At 42.0% G+C, this 15,853-nt stretch carries 14 protein-coding genes; 11 read left to right on the forward strand and 3 right to left on the reverse strand.

The window, feature by feature from the left end; translation table 11 throughout:
• Positions 1–36: 36 nt before the first annotated feature.
• From M1E86_RS17275 to M1E86_RS17305, 7 genes are read left to right on the forward strand one after another with little or no spacing between them, the layout of a single operon-like run.
• Complete coding sequence (locus M1E86_RS17275; protein ID WP_213913637.1) at positions 37–1,035, forward strand: 3-oxoacyl-[acyl-carrier-protein] synthase III C-terminal domain-containing protein; 999 nt, start codon at positions 37–39, stop codon at positions 1,033–1,035.
• On the forward strand, positions 1,032–2,039 hold the full coding sequence (locus M1E86_RS17280; protein WP_213913638.1) for an NAD-dependent epimerase/dehydratase family protein: 1,008 nt from the start codon (positions 1,032–1,034) through the stop codon (positions 2,037–2,039). The genes M1E86_RS17275 and M1E86_RS17280 overlap by 4 nt, the downstream gene beginning before the upstream one ends.
• Positions 2,033–2,836, forward strand: coding sequence for an MBL fold metallo-hydrolase (locus tag M1E86_RS17285; RefSeq protein WP_125890556.1), 804 nt, complete (start codon positions 2,033–2,035; stop codon positions 2,834–2,836). Before M1E86_RS17280 ends, M1E86_RS17285 begins: the two co-directional genes overlap by 7 nt.
• Entirely contained in the window at positions 2,830–4,113 is a 1,284-nt protein-coding gene (locus M1E86_RS17290) for a F390 synthetase-related protein (RefSeq protein ID WP_213913726.1), read from the forward strand. Before M1E86_RS17285 ends, M1E86_RS17290 begins: the two co-directional genes overlap by 7 nt.
• A complete protein-coding gene (locus tag M1E86_RS17295; protein ID WP_213913639.1) occupies positions 4,106–4,720 on the forward strand; it encodes a phosphatase PAP2 family protein in 615 nt (204 codons plus the stop codon). The genes M1E86_RS17290 and M1E86_RS17295 overlap by 8 nt, the downstream gene beginning before the upstream one ends.
• Positions 4,713–5,837, forward strand: a complete 1,125-nt coding sequence (locus tag M1E86_RS17300; RefSeq protein WP_213913641.1) for a sterol desaturase family protein — start codon at positions 4,713–4,715, stop codon at positions 5,835–5,837. Before M1E86_RS17295 ends, M1E86_RS17300 begins: the two co-directional genes overlap by 8 nt.
• Positions 5,827–6,930: a fatty acid desaturase family protein gene (locus tag M1E86_RS17305; RefSeq protein ID WP_213913643.1), complete on the forward strand. Its 1,104-nt coding sequence runs from the start codon at positions 5,827–5,829 to the stop codon at positions 6,928–6,930. Before M1E86_RS17300 ends, M1E86_RS17305 begins: the two co-directional genes overlap by 11 nt.
• A 34-nt stretch (positions 6,931–6,964) precedes the next feature.
• Here M1E86_RS17305 and M1E86_RS17310 read toward each other — a convergent pair whose 3' ends face one another.
• Positions 6,965–8,284, reverse strand: a complete 1,320-nt coding sequence (locus M1E86_RS17310) for a polysaccharide deacetylase family protein (RefSeq protein WP_248467113.1) — start codon at positions 8,282–8,284, stop codon at positions 6,965–6,967.
• A gap of 294 nt (positions 8,285–8,578) precedes the next feature.
• Here M1E86_RS17310 and M1E86_RS17315 point away from each other — a divergent pair, with 294 nt between their 5' ends.
• From M1E86_RS17315 to M1E86_RS17325, 3 genes are all read left to right on the forward strand, one after another.
• Positions 8,579–9,691: a mandelate racemase/muconate lactonizing enzyme family protein gene (locus tag M1E86_RS17315; protein WP_213913646.1), complete on the forward strand. Its 1,113-nt coding sequence runs from the start codon at positions 8,579–8,581 to the stop codon at positions 9,689–9,691.
• Between the two features lie 249 nt (positions 9,692–9,940).
• The gene (locus M1E86_RS17320) at positions 9,941–11,251 is read left to right on the forward strand and encodes an MFS transporter (protein ID WP_213913648.1); all 1,311 of its coding nucleotides are present in this window, start codon (positions 9,941–9,943) and stop codon (positions 11,249–11,251) included.
• Positions 11,252–11,416: 165 nt separating this feature from the next.
• Positions 11,417–12,151 (forward strand): Crp/Fnr family transcriptional regulator, encoded by a 735-nt coding sequence (locus tag M1E86_RS17325; protein ID WP_254879851.1) that lies wholly within the window; start codon positions 11,417–11,419, stop codon positions 12,149–12,151.
• Here M1E86_RS17325 and exuR read toward each other — a convergent pair whose 3' ends face one another.
• Complete coding sequence (exuR, locus tag M1E86_RS17330; RefSeq protein WP_004259169.1) at positions 12,152–12,913, reverse strand: transcriptional regulator ExuR; 762 nt, start codon at positions 12,911–12,913, stop codon at positions 12,152–12,154.
• A 240-nt stretch (positions 12,914–13,153) separates the two neighbouring features.
• Here exuR and M1E86_RS17335 point away from each other — a divergent pair, with 240 nt between their 5' ends.
• On the forward strand, positions 13,154–14,647 hold the full coding sequence (locus M1E86_RS17335; RefSeq protein WP_213913650.1) for a UxaA family hydrolase: 1,494 nt from the start codon (positions 13,154–13,156) through the stop codon (positions 14,645–14,647).
• Positions 14,648–14,811: 164 nt separating this feature from the next.
• Here M1E86_RS17335 and araD read toward each other — a convergent pair whose 3' ends face one another.
• Positions 14,812–15,510: an L-ribulose-5-phosphate 4-epimerase gene (gene araD, locus M1E86_RS17340; RefSeq protein ID WP_213913651.1), complete on the reverse strand. Its 699-nt coding sequence runs from the start codon at positions 15,508–15,510 to the stop codon at positions 14,812–14,814.
• Between the last annotated feature and the right edge of the window lie 343 nt (positions 15,511–15,853).

Raw genomic sequence — 15,853 nt, forward strand, 5'->3', positions numbered from 1 at the left:
ATTGTCATTATCATCGCAAGATAGGCACATATTGATATGTCTGGTAACCAGTCAATAACCCCCCTAAAAATCATTGCTTCTGGAGTCGCACTTCCTGAGCATAAAATTTACTCATCCATGCTGGATGAAAAATTAAATAAACCAAAAGGGTTTGTCGAAAAGCATTCAGGCATCAAATACCGCTTTCATGCAAGTTCTCACGATTCACAAGCAGTTTTAGCCGCACAAGCAATCCAAAATGCATTGCATACGAACCATATCAAACCCAGCAGTATTGATATGTTGATTAATGCTTCTGCTATCCCAGTGCAAGCGCTTCCGTGTTCAGCTGCACATATCCTTGAGCAATCGAATTTAAATCAAGGAATTGCCTGCTTTGATATCAACTCCAGTTGTATCAGCTTCATCACTGCACTTCAGGTCGCTGCAGGGTTATTAGCCACTAGTGCTTACCAACGTATTGCGATTGTTTCTGCAGATATCGCCTCACGCGGTATTGACTGGCAAGATAAAGAATCGTCACTGATTTTTGGTGATGGTGCAGCTTGTGTTGTTGTGGAAAAAGGAGATGGAAATAGCGGAATTATTTCTTACACCCATACCACCTATACTGCAGGGATCGATTTTTGTGAAATTCGTGCAGGTGGTACAAGATGCAACCCGCGCTCAGGTATGACTGACGATGATTTTCTTTTTCATATGCAAGGGAAAAAACTGTTTCGCCTCGCGTCTTCGTTGATTGAAGATTTTATGCAGCAGGTTTTCGATGAGTCTGGTTTACAACTGCACCAAATTGATACTGTGGTTCCACACCAAGCTAGTCATTTATCATTAGAGCACATGCGCCAACGCGTAGGCGTGACGACTGACCAACTCATTGATATTTATCGTCACCGCGGGAACCAAGTCGCCGCCTCGATCCCTTCAGCACTACACGAAGCGATTATCACAGGCCGTTTCTATGAAAAACAAAGTGCGATGCTGATTGGCACTGCCGCTGGTCTTGCGTTATGTGCCATGGTACTTGTTCCATGAAAATCTTAGTTACAGGCGCCACTAGTGGCCTAGGGCGTAATGCGAGCGAGTACTTACTTCAAAGAGGCATTGATGTCGTCGCTTGTGGCCGAAACCATCAAGCAGGGGAACAGTTAAGCCAATTAGGTGCAACATTTATTGCTAGTGAATTATCTGAACTTACTATTCAAGAAGCAAAAATACTCATGGCGGGCTGTGATGCAATTTGGCATTGCGCTGCCCTTTCCTCGCCTTGGGGAAAACGCCAAGATTTTGAGAAAACAAACGTTCATGCAACTCAAATATTGGCTACCGCTGCGGGGGAAGCCAAAGTTTCACGCTTTATCCATATTTCCACCCCTGCCATCTATTTTAATTTCACCCACCAGCAAAATATTCCTGAGTCTACGGTTAATAAACATTTCGCTAACCAATACGCTAGAACAAAATATTTAGCCGAGACTATGATAGAACAGTCTGTTAGGCAGTTTCCGACAACGCGTTACACTATTTTGCGCCCTCGCGGCTTATTTGGCCCTCATGATCGCGTTTTGCTACCTCGTTTACTCGCTCAAATAAAATCACGAAAAGGAAAGTTGGTCTTGCCTAATGGGGGAAATAACCATTTTGACCTCACCTATGTGGGAAATGTGGTTCACAGCATGCAGTTGGCGACGTTCAAAGAAACACTCCCCAATGGCGCCATTTATAATATTACGAACCAACAGCCACAAGCTCTTAAACAAACATTAAATCAGCTATTTAGTGAACTTAACTTAGATTGTGAAATTCGTTCAGCCCCTTACCCTTTACTGTATGCTATTGCCAGTCTATTAGAGACCATTGGCTATTTAACGGGAAAAGAACCATTACTGACACGCTATAGCCTTGGCGCTGCCTATTTCACCATGACATTGGATAACCAAAAAGCCCAACAAGAGCTGGGGTACTATCCTTTATATAGCATGCAACAAGGCGTTCATTTAACTGCAAAATGGCTGAAACAACAGGAGAACCCATGCTGACTATTCATCAATATGAGGTGGGCTATTGTACGCATCCCGGTTGTGTCGCCCTAAAAGGTGCCAGTTTTAAATCCTGCAAGTTTCCTGCAAGAGCATGGTTAATTGAAGATGAAAATCAGCGTTGGTTATTCGATACTGGCTATGCCACCCATTTTTATGACCATACGCGCCATGGCATTATGCGGCTATATCGAACTGTTACCCCAGTGTATTTCGACAGCAAAGATGCCCTTGTCAATCAATTGGCCAATGATGGCCTAAAACCGAATGATATTAATGGCGTGATTTTGTCCCATTTTCATGGCGACCATATCGCAGGGCTACGTGACTTCCCCACCATACCCATTATTTGTTCAGGGGATGGCTGGGCTAAAACTCGCCCTTTAACTGGGTTTGCTGCATTGAAAAATGCCTTTGTCAGCGGTCTCTTACCTGACGACTTCGAACAACGTACTGTATTTTATGAAGGTTTTCCCAAGGTCGCGTTACCCAATGAATTGCAAGTTTTAGGCGAAGGCTATGCCGTCAATCCGCAGAAAACGTTACTCATTGTTCCGCTCCCAGGGCATGCTGCAGGGCATATTGGTTTGTGTGTACTTACTAACTCGGGTTGGATATTGCTCGCGGGCGATGCGGCATGGTCCCCCACTAATTATCGTGAATTACGCGGCCCGATGGCAATTGCCAATATCATCATGGATGATAAGCAAGCTTATTATGAAACACTAAATAAATTGCATGAGATTGATAAAAACAATGTGGTTATTCAACTGTGCCATGAAGGGGATTTATTGTGATCCTCTCGATGCTCTGGCATTACTGGCGCGCACGTCGTTTAAAATTTAAAACTCGGGATGAACTAGAAGCCCATCAACAACGACATTTGGCACAATTCAAGCGCAATGTATTAACTAAAAGCCCCTATTTTCAGCCTTATATTCATCAAGAGTTACATGATTTCCCCATTATGAATAAGCAAATCATGATGGATAATTTTGATGAAATGAATACCGCCGGGCTTTCTAGTCAAAAACTTCTAGAATGTGCGCAAAAAAGTGAGCAATCTCGGGATTTTGCCCCTAAAGTGGGGCGCTACAGTGTCGGGTTATCCTCTGGAACTTCAGGCCGTCGAGGTCTGTTCGTTGTTAGCCCAGAAGAACAAAATGTCTGGTCTGGCAGTATGTTAGCTAAAATGCTACCTAAAGGCCTGTTTAGTGGTGAACGCGTTGCACTGTTTTTACGTGCTAATAATAACCTGTATGAAAGTGTTAATAACCGATGGATTTCACTGCGTTTTTATGACCTTTTTGCCGATTTTGAGCTACAACTCACAGCGCTTGAACAATATCAACCTTCCATTATCGTTGCGCCAGCCCAAGTACTCTGCGCGATTGCGGATGCCATCAACCAACAGAAAATCCAATTAAATACGCAAAAAGTGATTTCTGTCGCTGAGGTATTAGAACCCCATGACAAACAAAAATTACAGGCGTGCTTCCCCAATGTCGGGGAAGTCTACCAAGCAACGGAAGGTTTTTTAGGCTGCACTTGCTCTCATGGTACGCTGCATTTAAATGAAGCATTTGTCCATATTGAGCCTAATTGGCTTGATAATGACCATTTTTCCCCCATTATTACGGATTTTACCCGTAAAACTCAGCCTATTGTTCGTTATCAACTGGATGATGTGTTAGTGGTGAAAAAAAGTGCTTGCCCCTGTGGCTCCCCTGAAATGGCGATTGAACGCATTGAGGGCCGCTGTGATGATTTACTGCAACTTCCAGGCTATAACGGCAAAATTGTGACGATTTTCGCTGATCCCTGTGCACGGATTATTGTGAATCACTTACCTGTTACTGCCGATTTCCGCTTAACACAGCAAGGAAACTCATTATATTTACAGGCTGAATGTTCTCCCACGGAGCTCTCCCATTGCCAACAACAGCTGGCAAGCTATTTTTCAAGCCAACACGTTGATATTTCTCAATTAGATTGGCAACTATCATCAGCTGCTATTATGCAAACACTCTCTATTAAAAAGCGACGCATAACCCGTAAGGAAGCAAATGAGTAGCAAAGAATTATTTACTCGCTTTATTTATTGCCTGCTCGGCTGGGGAGCGGTTGGTATTGTTTATCAATATACTGGCCAAGTCACTGGGCAGGCTCATATTTTGTCTCCCAGTGAGATTGATAATGCCGTACCATTTTCACCCGATGCCATCTGGCTTTATCTCTCATTTTTCCTATTTATCCCACTTGGGTATTTTCTCAGCCCTCTAAGAAAAGCTCGCTCACTCATGTACGCCATGCAGCTCTGTGCGCTGGTTTCTGGGGCGGTCTATTTAGGGTATCCTACGACCATGCTGTACCACGATTACGACTTATCAACCTTATCTGGACGAGCTTTGTCTGCGTTGATAAATATCGATAGCCCACAAAATTTATTACCTTCTCTGCATGTCTCATTGACTCTTGTGGTACTGAATGCATTATGGTCAACACAACAAAAATTTCGCACACTGTTTTATAGCCTTTGGGCAATTGCGATTTGTGCCTCTGTATTGGTGTTAAAACGTCATTTATTTATTGATGTGGTCACTGGCGCACTCACCGCTTGTGGGGCATTAGTGATTGTTCACACTGCGAAGTTTGTCTTAAAGAGAAACTCTAATGAATGAATTAACCTTTCCGATTATTTTCATGTTAGCGGTCGTGGTCGCAGAAGGTTTAGTGATCGCCAAAACACAAAGAGGCACCGTTAGCTGGCAAGAGTTGGTATTCAACCTCAACTCGGGCCATATTATGTTATGGCTATTTAGAGGGTTAGAGCTCTTTTGCTATGGTTTTGTAGTCACCCACTATTCATTCAATGTGGTCGAAAACTGGCCGACCGTGTTAGTGTGGATTTTTACCATTTTCGCATGGGATTTTGGCTTTTACTGGCTTCACCGCTTACATCACACTTACCGTATTTTATGGGCCGTCCATGTGGTTCATCACCAAGGAGAGCATTATAACCTCTCCTTAGGCGTCCGTAATTCATGGTATTCATCACTGACATCGATTCCATTTTTCATGCTATTGGCACTGATGGGGATCCCATTAGAGATATTCCTCACCGTTTCAATATTGCACTATACCATTCAATTCTTTAACCACAGTGCGCTGATCCCACGTTTGGGTTGGTTGGAGAAATTCATGGTAACGCCACAGCATCACCGAGTTCACCATGTGAAAGAAGGGCATTACTCCAACCGTAATTTCGGGGGCAGCTTTATTTTTTGGGATAAACTGTTTGGCACATTTTCCAAATTACCTGAAACTGAGCACCATTTTGGTATCAAAGGGGCACCCGCCTCTGAAAATCCGTTTATTGATAGTAACTTACCTTTTTGGCGTATCATTAAACGTCGCAGTCAACCCAAGGTGAAACCCGCGCCCTTATTTCGTGTAAACCAAGTCGCATTAGTAATGGGAACACTTCTCTTATTTAGCTTAGTTATTGGTTATGTCTATCTTTATGGCTATGGTTACCAAGGTACTACACTGCAACAAGCCATTTTGTTCGTTCTATTAGCTCTGGGAACCGTAGCTTTATCGGGTATTTCAGATGGCCGTAAAATTGGCCTGATGAGCTGGTTTTTCATCGCTTGCTTGCTATTAATTTGCATTTTATTTATTTGGCAATGGACAACCCCATTTTGGGTTATTTTTACCAGTGCTCTGTGGTTACATAGTTTATTAATGTTAATCGGTATAGGCCGAAAACCCATACAGGTGAGTGATGTCCTCTGAGCCGCTAAGGCCGTTAGGCTACCAACATCGCCATGATCAAGCGTTCCAAAAAGCGTTGAACATGGCGGCCAAACACTATTTACAACAGAGGGCTGATCACCGGTTTGCTGATACACGCTTTTATTTAAAGAGCCTAACTTTAATCTTTTGTTGCTTAGGCAGCTACGCCATTGCGTTATGCGTTAACACGTCTTGGGCATTTTTTATTTTTTACCCTCTATTTATTTGCTTCGCATTGTTATTGGCGATTAACTTAGTTCACGATGCTTCCCATAATGCGATTTTCAAACAGGCCAAAGCCAACTATTGGCTCAATTTTTGGGTCACTATTCCATTGGGGTTAGACCCTGAATGTTGGCGAGTCAGGCATATTATTTTTCACCATGCGCACACCAATATTCGTCATTATGATTTAGATATTGAAGAAAATTTTGTCTTACGGCAAACGCCTTATCAGCGCTGGTACCCGTTTATGCGAGCTCAGCATCTGTATTGGCCATTAATTGCCGCAATGACTTTCCCCGCATTGATTTGGTTCTTTGATTGGATGGACAGATTTCATTTGACGCGCGTCGCCCCTCATATGCGCCATCAAGGCCACCGGGGTATTGGGTCATTTTTATTGGCTAAGTTACTGCATTTAATTGTTGCAATAGCCATACCTGCGTTTGTTATCACAGATATTGGTTTAGCGACCTTGATATTCACCTACTTATTTAGCCAAATGTTTGCTTCTCTCATATTTGTTGTATTGATACTTGGCACCCATTGGGCGAAAGCAACTTTTTATACGCCTCCCAAAGAAGGTAATATGCCACATGGTTTTTATACTCATACTTTTTCAACCACTTATGACTGGCAAACCACACCTCGTTGGCTAACCTATTGGTTGGGAGGGTTAAACTTGCATCTTACCCATCATCTATTTCCCAATTGGAATCACCGCCATTACCCTGCCCTTGCTAAGATCATTGAGCAAACCGCCAAACAGTTTTCGATGGATTATCATTGTATTAGCGCGAAAGAATTGTTTATTTACCAACAGCAGTTTTTAAAAGAAATGGGAACGGGCAAGCAAGCAGATAAGCACTGAACCCTATAACTCAGTGCTTTCATTACACTATGAATTACCTATCAATAATAATATTTTGATTTACGACGCTTTTTTCACTATTTCCTACCATCTGAGCAAATTTCTCTAATGGGTCACTCCGAAAAGCATACAAACGTTTAAGCGCAAATGGGTTATCCCCCAATTTGACTTTTCCTTGAATAGTTGTCAGCGCCAAGTGCAAACCGGCTTCCCTTCCTGCCTCCATCGCGGAGGCGTTATAACCACCAAACGGATAGGCTAAATAGCGCTGTTTAGGTTCAAAGCGACTCAAAATTTTCATCGACCGCTTAAAATCCAACATGATCGTGTGTTCTTTCCGGCTAAACAAAATGGGCGAATTATGGTTATCTAAACGATGTAAAAAGTGAGTATGAGATTGGATGTTAAAAACGTCTCGACTATCTTTGATTTCTTGCTTACTCATAAATTGCAGGGTATCCGCCGACCATTTTTGTGGCTGCGTTTTGATGCGTGAAGAAATAATAAATAGCGTCGCCTGCTGGCGGTTATGCCTTAAAATCGGTAATGCATAGCGATAAACTGATTTTAAACCGTCGTCAAATGTCAGCACAACCGCCTTACCGGGTAGATTGGCGGATTTATTCAGATAATCTTCCACGTCAGCAAGCGAAAGGGTCTGGTAGCCCTCTTGTTTTAAATAATTCATTTGTTCGCGAAATGCTTCTACGGATGTCGTCGTTGACGTGTCACGAAAATGCTTATTTTCACTGTCTTTGAGAATATGGTGATAGGTTAAAATTGGAATGCCTTTATCCAATGTAACATCATCTAAGCGCACATAACCGAGCCTATCCCCTATACGAATAGTTAGCCATGCCGTTTTTTCACCAGCCTTATCCGTTTTAATCATCCGTGCTAACACAGGGTAACGCAGGTTTTCCCATAAAGAGGCAATTTGCTTACCATTACTCTGAGTTGAACTGTATATCGCTGTTTTTTGGTGTGTGACTAAATAATCATAAATGGGGTTTTGTAAATCATTTAGCCTATCCACTTCAGGTACATAACGGGGTTTTTGGTTAGAAAACGATACTGTTTTTACAAAAGCATAATCATTGCCAAACTGCATTGCACAATAATCTCCCGAAGGAGAATAGGCATAAAAACCGTGTTCTGCGTTAAGTTCTGCGACAGCGCGCATTTCTCCAGCAATCATGGCAAAAATAATTTCAGGCTGTTTCGTTTGCACTAGCTTTGGTGGTATGTCAGTTAACCGCCAATCGTCTGTGTTGTTGACGATTTCAGAAGCCAAAGATTGAGGTAAAGAGCTCGTCAATAAAATACAGAGCAAAAAAAGTAATCGTTTAGACATTTTTCATCCACTATAGCGCTGAGTTTTGCGTAATTATTCTAAACCGACTCTGGATTGAACCCCATACCCTGATAAAAATTTTTATTATTCCCTGCCCCCCATTATTTTCGCCCATTAAGCTGTTATACCAATTTTAAAAAAATGACCTAACCTATCACACAGTATAAAGAGATCTAGCTCATATTTATCAGTAAAAATCAGCATACAGGCACAATCTGTAAATCATTTGACAGTTTAATCCATTTCCCGCTGCTAGATTGGCATTCAACCACCTTACAACACCTGGGAACAACAATGAAAATAAAAGAAATTAGTACTTTTATCATGCACGTACCTGTCACTAATGACCTAATTGGTGACTCAACTCACAGCATTACCCATTGGGGGATGCCGGGTGTCATGATCAAAACAGAATGTGGATTAGTCGGTTATGGCCATACAGGGACACATGCCGACATCACCACTGACCGTTTAATCGCCACTATTATGGAAGATGTTTTCGGCCCAATGTTACTCGGCGAAGACCCAACAGAAGTGCGCTATTTACATCGAAAACTCACTCGCAGCTCAACCAATATCTGGGTAGGTCGTGGTGGTTTGATGCAAATGGCGATTTCTGCCATCGATATCGCCCTTTGGGACCTTAAAGCTAAAGCCGCAGAGCAGCCGCTATGGCAACTATTTGGCGGTTCAAAACACAATAAAGTTAACGCCTATAACACTGACTGCGGTTGGTTAGTGCGTAGCCAAGAAGAGTTAGTCGATGATTGTAAAAAAATGATCTTCGAAGAAGGTTTTAAAGCAATAAAAATGAAGATTGGCAAACCCGACCCACGCGAAGATCTCTTGCGTATTGAAGCAGTTCGCAACGCAATTGGCGACGATATCGATCTAATGGTCGATGCAAACGGTAAATGGGATATCAGTATTGCCAAGCAATATGGGCACCGTTTAAATGATTTTAATATTAAGTGGTTTGAAGAACCATTATGGCATGATGATGTCGCAAGCCATAAACAGCTTGCCACTTATATGGACACACCTATCGCATTAGGTGAATTACTTTATCACAATGATTCATTCAAGGAATTTGTCTTGGCGGGTGCCGTTGATTATTTACAACCTGATGCAACACGCTGTGGCGGTTTAACAGCGGTGTGGGAAATTGCTGACTTAGGTATGGCATTTAATTTACCCGTAACGCCACATCATGGCGATATGATGCAGGCACAATTACATCTGGTAATGGCACATCCCGCTTGTTCTTTACTGGAATTTATTCCATGGACACTGGATTGCTTTGTTGACCCAGTCGAAGTCATTGATGGTGTTTATACTACACCAACTGCGCCTGGGGCAGGTACAACGTTAAAACCTGAAGCATTAGCTAAATTTAACGTGAAATAATGATCATTCCCTTTTTCAATATTTCATTTCTAACAACATGAAAAAGGGAAATTAATAACAAGAATTATTCATTTTAAATTACTTATTTACACTCTAAATAATTCATGGTGCAGTCAACAACACCGCAACTTGAAATATGACGAGTACATTAGCTCTATACTCTACTCTGCTGGTTATTCAGCGGCGGGCTAAACACATAATAAAAATGAATAGATAACATTACTATCTTACAAAAAACTGGGGTGAACCATGTCCACCAATACGGATCATTTATCATCGGCTACCAGCAAAGCAATACGAAAAATAATACCTATGGTGGTATTAATGTTCATATTGGCTTATTTAGACCGTTCAAATATTGGTTTTGCAAAACAAGAGTTTCAATTAACAACTGGGTTAAGTGACGCTGCATACGCATTTGGCGCAGGGATCTTTTTTATCGGCTACGCACTGTTTGAAGTGCCAAGTAATATTCTGTTGTACCGCATTGGCGCTCGGGTATGGTTATCACGCATTATGGTCACGTGGGGGTTAGTCTCTGCCGCCATGATGTTTGCTCATGATGAAACCACCTTTATTGTGCTGCGTTTTTTACTTGGTGTCAGTGAAGCTGGCTTCTTTCCAGGGGTTATTCTGTATTTAACCTTCTGGTTCCCACAAAATATCCGAGCACGGGTGACAGGCTACTTCTTATTTGGGGCACCACTGGCATTTATCATTGGCGGCCCATTATCTGGCTCATTATTGTCGTTAGAAGGAACTTCATTTGCCTTCGGTTTATACGGCTGGCAGTTAATGTTTGTCGTAGAAGGCTTATTAGCGTCTATTGTCGGTATTTGGGTGTTCTTTTACCTTGATGACCGCCCTGAAAAAGCCAAATGGCTGACAGCTGAGGAAAAAAGTGCACTTTCCGCTAAATTAGCCTTGGAAGAAGATGCCAAAGCAGGCCATAGCCCGAAAGGCGCCTTGAGAGCATTATTAGATATGCGCGTTCTCTACCTGTGTCTGATTTGGTTTACCGTTCAAGTATGTGGCTATGGGATTTATTTCTTCTTACCAACCCAAATCGGTACGTTGTTGGCCAGTAAAGTCGGCATACTTGTAGGCTTTGTTACCGCCATACCACCACTGTGTGCGGCCATTGCAGTTTACTATGTACCACGTATTTCGGAGCGATTAAAAGAACGTCGTAAAGTTGCTGCCATTACCTTTATGTTAGGTGCTGCAGGAATTGCGGTTTCTGGTTTATTCGATAGCATTCCCGTCATTGCGATTATTGCCCTGTGTGTGGCAGCAGCTGGCCACTTAGCCATGCAACCGCTGTATTGGAGCTTCCCATCGGCATACTTAGGCGGCACCGCAGCTGCATCGGGTATTGCATTGATTAACTCAGTGGGTAACTTAGGTGGTTTTGTGGCACCAAACTTACGAGTTTGGGCAGAAACGACCTTTGATTCTGCTCGTGCAGGGCTCTATTTTATCGCTTTAGTCGCCTTTATCGGTGGTCTGCTGATTCTGACATTAAAAAGATTAGGTATTGAAAAACGATTTGAAGATTAATTAGCTATCTTTTAAGTCCCTCCCGAGCCACAACTCATGGCTCGGGTTTTCTATTTACTGTATTGTTATTTGTGAAGTTCACTCGAACATTGCGGTGGTTCATGATTGAACATAACCCTACCAAATGTCATGATAACGCGAGCGAATCATGCAGGGAGCATTCAGATGAACATTGCGGTACAAAACAGCCAATTAGTTCTAACGCATGAAAATATTCATGAAATATTAAAAACAAATAGTTGGTTTAGTAACTTACCTGATTATTTAATTTCTATCTTAATGACATGCGCCACATTGCGTTTTTATCCAGATGGTGAAATGGTTCACTACCAAGGTGACCCTGCCCGTGGTCTATATGCAGTGCTCCAAGGTTCAGTAAAAGTAAGTTCAATTTCCTCAGATGGCCGTGAATGTGTATTTCGCTATCTTTCACCTGGCAATTGGTTTGGCGAAATTGCCATGCTAGATAAATCAGCACGCACCCATGATGCCAAAGCGATTAGCCCAACTATTTTACTGACGATATCACCGAAAGACTTAACCATGATCTTGGAAAAACACCCCGTTTTTTACCAATTTCTGAATATTTTGCTCTGTAAAGTGATCCGTAATGCCTTTACCATTATCAATGACAGTGCCTTATTGTCCGTTTCAGCCCGACTCGCCAAACGCTTATTGAGCTTAGCAGAAGGCTATGGCGAACCTCATGAAAAAGGAATTCAACTAAGCTTATATCTCACACAAGATGACTTAGCGACCATCATTAATACCACACGGCAAACCATCAATAAGCGTTTAGTCGCATGGGAAAAACTAGGCTGGATTGATGCAAAATACGGGAAAATTATTTTAGTTAACCTCCCCGCGCTGAAGCAAATATCGGAAGATGATGAGGAATAACTAGCTGTTATCATCCATGGTTGGGCTATCTGCGAAGAAATAGCGATCCATGGTGAATTCGAAGTCATCACTGGTCGCATTGAATAACATTTTTTTGGTATTTTCCAAATGTTGCCACATAGCTTGCCGTGCCCCTTTCGGGTCTCGACGCGCTAGTGCCTGCAAAATTTGGTCATGCTCATCACACCAGCTCTCAATCGAACGGTTATCAATGTGCTCGTGAAGCTTGAGCCAGTAAGGATTACGTAAGCGTTGGCTCCACATTTGCTCAACGATCACCACCATCGCACTGTTATGGGTCGACGCGGCAATTTGCATGTGAAAGGCGAGATCCCATGTTGAATCACGAAAACGATCCTCTTTGCGAGCATGCTTTTGAATATCAACCAGTTTTAGAATATCTTCTTTGGTGGCTTGGGTTGCTGCGAACTCAGCGATGTGACTTTCAATCAGTTGCCTTGCTTGTAATAGCTCAAATGGCCCACAACGGCTAAATTCTAATCCTGTTTCTGTATTGACTGAGTTATTGGACCGGTTACTAATAACATGTATACCAGATCCCTTGCGCACATCCACATAACCTTCGACTTCTAGCATAATGATGGCTTCACGGATCACCGTACGGCTCACCTTCATTTCGTCAGCAAGTAACCGTTCCGCAGGCAATTTGGTGCCAACTGGGTATTCGTCATTTTCGATACGTTCTTTGACCAGAGCCGCAACTTGTTGGTATAGGCGCGGTTCACTCTCTTGTGAGCTCATTATTTTCTCCTTTCACATAACCACCCGACTCGCTGACCATCAATGCCTACAGTATAACGAAATTTTTCGACGATGGGTGAAATAGAACTTCACGAATAAATAAATCACAATAAATTGGTATAACATCTTTTAAAGTTATAAACCAGATCGTATAATGAATGAAATTTAGACAACAAAAGATCATTCATACTTTTTATGGCTGATCACGCTTAATCCGATTTCCAATTCAGGGAACGCAATATGATAAAAGATATAATTAAAATACATCCCAATGACAATGTCGCCATTACTTTAGTTAACCGACAAGCAGGGGAAACCATTAGTGTTGCAGAGCAATCAGTGACATTAAAACAAGATGTTGACCGAGGGCATAAAATTGCCCTAGCTCCGATTCAAACTGGCAAAAATATTGTTAAATATGGCGCTCCCATCGGCCATGCAACGACGACCATAACGGCAGGCGAGCATGTTCATACTCATAATACCGCCACCAATTTAAGTGCTTTAAACGAATATGAATACCGCCCTGAACACAACACAATTGCCGTTACACGACCAAATCCAGACGTGCAAATCTATCGCCGAGCAAACGGTGATGTGGCTATCCGTAATGAAATTTGGGTGATCCCAACAGTCGGCTGTGTTAATGCGCTGGCGAGAAAAATGATCGAACGCTTTAATAAACAACACAATGGTGCTTCTGATATTGATGGTGTATATCTTTATAACCATACTTTAGGCTGTTCCCAGCTCGGTGATGACCATTTAACAACCCGTACTATTTTACAAGATATGGTTAAGCACCCTAACGCAGGTGGCGTACTCGTCATCGGTTTAGGCTGTGAAAACAATCAAGTCGCCGCTTTTAAAGAAACACTAGGTGACTATGATGATGAACGCGTCAAATTTATGGTTTGCCAACAATTAGATGATGAAATTGAAGCCGGTGTAGAGCACCTTAATGCACTTTATCAATTCGTCCAACAGAACAAACGCGAGGCGGGTAAGCTGAGCGAAGTGAAATTTGGCCTTGAATGTGGTGGCTCTGATGGGCTTTCAGGGATCACAGCTAACCCATTGCTAGGCTGTTTTTCTGATTTTTTAGTCAGCCATAACGGAACCACGGTGTTAACCGAAGTCCCTGAAATGTTTGGCGCTGAACAAATTCTAATGAACCACTGCCATGATGAACAGACGTTTGAAAAAACGGTCAATATGATCAATGACTTTAAACAGTATTTTATTGCTCATGACCAGCCAATTTATGAAAACCCATCTCCAGGCAATAAAGCTGGAGGAATTTCGACACTTGAAGAAAAATCCCTCGGCTGCACACAAAAGGCGGGTACTAGCCAAGTCATGGATGTTTTAAAATACGGGGAGCGCCTGACAACCCCAGGATTCAACTTGTTAAGCGCGCCGGGTAATGACGCCATTGCCACCAGTGCCTTAGGCGCAGCTGGCTGCCATATGGTATTATTTACAACGGGTCGCGGCACACCATACGGTGGTTTTGTTCCCACCATGAAAATTGCGACCAATAATGAATTAGCCGCCAAAAAACCCCATTGGATTGATTTTAATGCAGGTGCCTTATTAACAGGAAAATCCATGGATCAATTATTAGATGACTTCATTCAGCTTGTTGTCAAAACCGTTAATGGTGAACACACTAAAAATGAAATCAATGATTTCCGTGAATTAGCGATTTTTAAAATGGGCGTCACACTTTAAAAACAAACTATTCCCTATTGCTTAGCTAATTATTAAGCAATAGGGATACAACTAACTATTTATATTTATTGTGGATATTTTATAAACAAAGAAATCCGTTATTGATCATAGGATCAATAATTACTCTCGTTTGCCAATTCTATTTAATTAATTTTTTAACCGCTTTATTTTTGCCCGTAATACGCATTTTTACCATGCTTACGTAAATAGTGTTTATCTAATAATACTTGTTGCATTGAACCTATTTGTGAACTTAATTGACGGGTAAATAAATTCATATAGGCAATTTCTTCTAAGACGACCGCATTATGTACCGCATTATCAGGGTTGCTTCCCCACGCGAATGGACCATGGCTATTCACTAATACAGCAGGAATGTCTTTCGCTGAAATCCCTTTTTCTTTAAAAGTTTCAATGATCACATGACCTGTTTCTCTTTCATAATCCCCTTCAATTTCATTTGCTGTCATTTTACGGGTACAAGGGATTTCACCGTAGAAATAATCGGCATGGGTTGTCCCCAAGGCGCTCAGTGGTTGCCCTGCTTGAGCCCAAATAGTGGCGTGGCGAGAGTGAGTATGGACAATACCGCCAATTTCAGGGAATGCTTGGTACAGCGCCAAGTGCGTGTCGGTATCTGAAGAAGGTCGATATTTCCCTTCTACCACTTTTCCGCTTTCCAACGAGACCACCACCATGTCCTCTGCTTTCATGGTTTCATAGTCAACGCCAGAAGGTTTTATCACCATTAACCCAGCTTCGCGGTCAATACCACTCACATTCCCCCAAGTAAAGGTCACTAGGTTATGTTTGGGTAAGGCAAGGTTTGCTTCAAAGACTTGTTGTTTCAATTGTTCTAACATAACAACTCCCTAGCTTTTTAAAATATGCTTTAATATCAACAACAAAAATTTATTATGGTGATGTTTTTTGTGTGTTGATAACCTGTATCTACCTATTAAGGTAAACAGATTTAGGCCATTTAAAAAGCACCTCACTTTACAAATTCGCAACAAAACAGACCAACTCGGGCGCATTCGGGCGCGCGCAGTCATAAAAACACATAAATAGAATGTGGTTAACTGACCGAGTTAGCCCAATGATTTTTGTTTAATACCATAAAAGTAAAAAGATCCCGCAAATATAGTGATACAAGTCTAATTATCATGTAACTAATTAGAATTAAATTCACAAAATACCGATCGC

This window comes from Providencia sp. PROV200 (assembly GCF_049901995.1).
In the GTDB taxonomy this organism is placed as follows: domain Bacteria; phylum Pseudomonadota; class Gammaproteobacteria; order Enterobacterales; family Enterobacteriaceae; genus Providencia; species Providencia rettgeri_E.

Excerpts from the sequence above, each read along its gene's own strand:
- M1E86_RS17320 (WP_213913648.1), top strand. The coding sequence starts at position 9,941 with ATGTCCACCAATACGGATCATTTATCATCGGCTACCAGCAAAGCAATA.
- M1E86_RS17280 (WP_213913638.1), top strand. The coding sequence starts at position 1,032 with ATGAAAATCTTAGTTACAGGCGCCACTAGTGGCCTAGGGCGTAATGCG.
- M1E86_RS17310 (WP_248467113.1), bottom strand. The coding sequence starts at position 8,284 with ATGTCTAAACGATTACTTTTTTTGCTCTGTATTTTATTGACGAGCTCT.
- exuR (WP_004259169.1), bottom strand. The coding sequence starts at position 12,913 with ATGAGCTCACAAGAGAGTGAACCGCGCCTATACCAACAAGTTGCGGCT.
- M1E86_RS17285 (WP_125890556.1), top strand. The coding sequence starts at position 2,033 with ATGCTGACTATTCATCAATATGAGGTGGGCTATTGTACGCATCCCGGT.
- M1E86_RS17300 (WP_213913641.1), top strand. The coding sequence starts at position 4,713 with ATGAATGAATTAACCTTTCCGATTATTTTCATGTTAGCGGTCGTGGTC.
- M1E86_RS17305 (WP_213913643.1), top strand. The coding sequence starts at position 5,827 with ATGTCCTCTGAGCCGCTAAGGCCGTTAGGCTACCAACATCGCCATGAT.
- M1E86_RS17295 (WP_213913639.1), top strand. The coding sequence starts at position 4,106 with ATGAGTAGCAAAGAATTATTTACTCGCTTTATTTATTGCCTGCTCGGC.
- araD (WP_213913651.1), bottom strand. The coding sequence starts at position 15,510 with ATGTTAGAACAATTGAAACAACAAGTCTTTGAAGCAAACCTTGCCTTA.
- M1E86_RS17275 (WP_213913637.1), top strand. The coding sequence starts at position 37 with ATGTCTGGTAACCAGTCAATAACCCCCCTAAAAATCATTGCTTCTGGA.
- M1E86_RS17315 (WP_213913646.1), top strand. The coding sequence starts at position 8,579 with ATGAAAATAAAAGAAATTAGTACTTTTATCATGCACGTACCTGTCACT.
- M1E86_RS17325 (WP_254879851.1), top strand. The coding sequence starts at position 11,417 with ATGAACATTGCGGTACAAAACAGCCAATTAGTTCTAACGCATGAAAAT.
- M1E86_RS17335 (WP_213913650.1), top strand. The coding sequence starts at position 13,154 with ATGATAAAAGATATAATTAAAATACATCCCAATGACAATGTCGCCATT.